The organism is Phyllobacterium sp. P5_D12 (assembly GCF_054049495.1).
On the sequence record NZ_JBFUMG010001048.1, the window covers coordinates 1 to 846 of the forward strand.

Here is an 846-nt window from a genome sequence, read left to right on the forward strand (position 1 = left end):
CCCCACTATCGGACAGTTCCTCCGCTTCGCATAAGCCTTGTGCCGGAACTGATCATACGCGAGTCGACGGGTCCGGCTTCGCTGGTGCCGTGGGAGCGAAAGTAACGGGTAGCTTCAGCAGCCTGCCAMGGTGGGTCCACTTGATCACAATTATTAAGGAGACACTGCAAGGTTAATCGGCGAAAGTATATCTCACCCAATAGTGGCGAACGAAGGTGGCTGCGAGCAACCGTGTAGCAGCCAAGTGGTGAGGGGCCGAGGAATGAGGCACCACGATCGACAGCACCGGAGCGCCATTACGCCCGCCAGTCAGGGAGTTCGGGGGCGGGGTTATCTCGTGCAGATTGCTGAATTAGCTGACTTTTGTTTCATTCCGTTAACCACATTACCTACCATAGTCCTTAGCGCGACAGTATTCGGTGTTCCGTTATTGCTGTCATTGATCATGAGCTTCGTCGCCTGGTCGATTGACCAACCCGTTTCGGAAGCTCAGTTTGTGGGCCTGCAAAACTATAGAGATCTTTTCGCAGATCGGGTGTTCGTCGCAAGCCTCTGGCTTACACTTGGATATACCTCTGCAACGGTCTGCCTCGAAATTCTGATTGGGCTGGCAATCGCCCTGCTTCTAAATCTGGATCTTCCGTTCATCCGCATCTTTCGAACGGCATTGATCGTCCCGATGATGGTAACCCCTATCGTCGCTGCGCTTTGTTGGAAACTCCTCCTCGACCCAACATATGGACTTGTCGACTATCTCATCGGATCGCCGKTCATCTGGCTCGGCGACCCGACGCTGGCACTCATCACAGTGGGCGGAGTGAACGTGTGGCAGAACGCACCGTTCGT

The 846-nt window shown here is 54.4% G+C and carries 1 protein-coding gene; it reads left to right on the plus strand.

Going from position 1 to position 846, the window contains the following annotated elements; all coding sequences use genetic code 11:
- Nucleotides 1-337: 337 nt before the first annotated feature.
- Nucleotides 338-846: carbohydrate ABC transporter permease (locus ACXJ5O_RS28590; protein WP_457302855.1), on the plus strand; the 509-nt coding region annotated here is incomplete at its 3' end.